Source organism: Burkholderia sp. E168m23 (genome assembly GCF_016586125.1).
Taxonomy (GTDB): Bacteria; Pseudomonadota; Gammaproteobacteria; order Burkholderiales; family Burkholderiaceae; genus Burkholderia; species Burkholderia orbicola.
Genome location: NZ_BCPP01001092.1, coordinates 1 through 2,168, shown reverse-complemented (window position 1 = coordinate 2,168; position 2,168 = coordinate 1). Strand labels below are relative to the sequence as shown.

Genomic DNA, 2,168 nt, shown 5'->3' with positions numbered 1-2,168 from the left:
CGGATACGCAGCGGATGAAATTGCGGGGTCGCCATATTCAGTAGGGTTTGAAGTAGTCGAAGGGTTCGCGGCAGTCGATACAGCGATACAGCGCCTTGCACGCCGTGGACGCGAATTGCGCGAGACGTTCGGTGCGCGCGGAGCCGCAGCGCGGGCAGGCGGGCGCCGCGACCGGCCGCGGCACGAAGCGCACGACGTTCTCCCGCGGCGCGGCGCTGCCGCATTGGCCGACCGGCGGCGCGATGCCGTAGGCCCGCAGCTTGTCGCGCGCTTCCTGCGTGATCCAGTCGGTCGTCCACGCGGGGGCGAGCACCGTCTCGATCCGGTGCGGCGGCAGATCGGCGGCCTGCAGCGCGGCGGCGATGTCCTCGGCGATCTGCGACATCGCCGGGCAGCCCGAGTAGGTCGGCGTGATCACGACTTCGAGCTGGCCGTCGTCCGCGCGGCGGACGTCGCGCAGGATGCCGAGCTCGCGGATCGACACGACCGGGATCTCCGGATCGGGCACGGCTTCGAGCACGTCCCACGCGCGGGCGAGCAGCGGATCGTCGCGGTGCGCGGGGGGCGCGGCGTGGACAGGGGCGGCGGTCTGGGCGGACATCGTCGGGCTCCGTGGCGTGGGCCGGTTACCAGCTCGCGCCGGGGTGCTGGCGCGCGAGGCTCTGCATTTCGGCGAGCAGGTAGCCCATGTGTTCCGAATGCTCGCCCTGCTTGCCGGTCGTCACATGTTTCACGGGCGCAGGCGGCGTGAGCGTGGCTTCGGCGAGTGCGTCGTCCACGTCCGCGCGCCACGCGGCCTCGATCGCGGCCGGTGCCGGGCCGATGCCCGCCGCGACGATCGCGTCGTCGATTTCATCGGCGGCGAAGAATTCGCGCGTGTACGGCATCAGATAGTCGAGCGCGGCCTGCGCGCGGCGGTGCGATTCGTCGGTGCCGTCGCCGAGGCGCACGAGCCATTCGCGCGCATGCTGGACGTGATAGCGGGTTTCCTTCACCGATTTCGCGGCGATCGCGGCCAGCTGCGTGTCGGTCGACGTCTCCAGCGCGCTCCATACGTGCAGCATCAGCGCCGCGTACAGGAAGTTGCGCACGATCGTCACCGCGTAGTCCTTGTCGGCGTGCGCGGTACCGGAGACGGGGCCGTAGTGCGGCAACTCGGCGAGCGTGAAATTCGCGAACTCGCGCTCGGTGCGGAAGTACGCGTAATCGTCTTCCGTCTTCGTCGCGCCGGTGAGCTGGCGCTCGAGCTCGGCCGCGTGCGTATACAGCATGCGCGCCTGGCCGATGAGGTCGAGGCTCATGTTGGTGAGCGCGATGTCTTCCTCGAGGATCGGGCCGTGGCCGCACCATTCGGCGTTGCGCTGACCGAGGATCAGCGCATTGTCCGCGAGACGCAGCACGTAGGAGAGGTGTTCGGGCGTGATCGTCATGGCGCGGGCGTTACATGTGGTTGACTTCGTCGGGCAACGTATAGAACGTCGGGTGACGGTAGATCTTGTCGCCCGCCGGCTCGAACAGTTCGGCCTTCTCGGCCGGGTCCGACGCGGTGATCGCCGACGACGGCACCACCCAGATGCTCACGCCTTCCTGGCGACGCGTGTACACGTCGCGCGCCATGCGCAGCGCCATCGTCGCGTCGGCGGCGTGCAGGCTGCCGCAATGCTTGTGGTCGAGGCCCTGCTTGCTGCGCACGAACACTTCCCAGATCGGCCATTCCTTGTTCATCACTTTCTCCAGATTCCTGAATTCGAGGGGTGCCGCTCAGGCGGCGTGCTGTTCGGCGCGGGCGCGGCGCTTCGCTTCGTGTGCGAGCGCGGCTTCGCGCACCCAGGCGCCGTCCTCGTGTGCTTTCACGCGCGTCGCGAGGCGTTCCTTGTTGCACGGGCCGTCGCCGTTGACCACGCGCCAGAATTCGTCCCAGTCGATCGTGCCGTAGTCGTGGTGGCCGCGCGCTTCGTTCCATTTCAGGTCGGGGTCGGGCAGCGTCACGCCGAGCACCTTGGCCTGGTCGACCGTCGCGTCGACGAATTTCTGGCGCAGATCGTCGTTCGAGATCCGCTTGATGCCCCATTTCGCGGACTGGCTGCTGTGGACCGAATCGGCGTCGCTCGGGCCGAACATCATCAGCACCGGCCACCACCAGCGGTCGACCGCCTGCTGGACCATCG

4 protein-coding genes are annotated in these 2,168 nt (G+C 68.4%); all 4 read right to left on the bottom strand.

The window, feature by feature from the left end:
• Positions 1 to 37: 37 nt before the first annotated feature.
• A complete protein-coding gene (paaD, locus tag JMF90_RS34410; RefSeq protein WP_125380934.1) occupies positions 38 to 601 on the bottom strand; it encodes a 1,2-phenylacetyl-CoA epoxidase subunit PaaD in 564 nt (187 codons plus the stop codon).
• Between the two features lie 25 nt (positions 602 to 626).
• Entirely contained in the window at positions 627 to 1,430 is an 804-nt protein-coding gene (gene paaC, locus JMF90_RS34405) for a 1,2-phenylacetyl-CoA epoxidase subunit PaaC (RefSeq protein ID WP_023476808.1), read from the bottom strand.
• Between the two features lie 10 nt (positions 1,431 to 1,440).
• Entirely contained in the window at positions 1,441 to 1,725 is a 285-nt protein-coding gene (gene paaB, locus JMF90_RS34400; protein WP_011546649.1) for a 1,2-phenylacetyl-CoA epoxidase subunit PaaB, read from the bottom strand.
• Positions 1,726 to 1,761: 36 nt separating this feature from the next.
• Positions 1,762 to 2,168 (bottom strand): Phenylacetic acid catabolic protein (locus tag JMF90_RS34395; protein ID WP_201326102.1); only part of this gene is annotated, 407 nt, incomplete at its 5' end.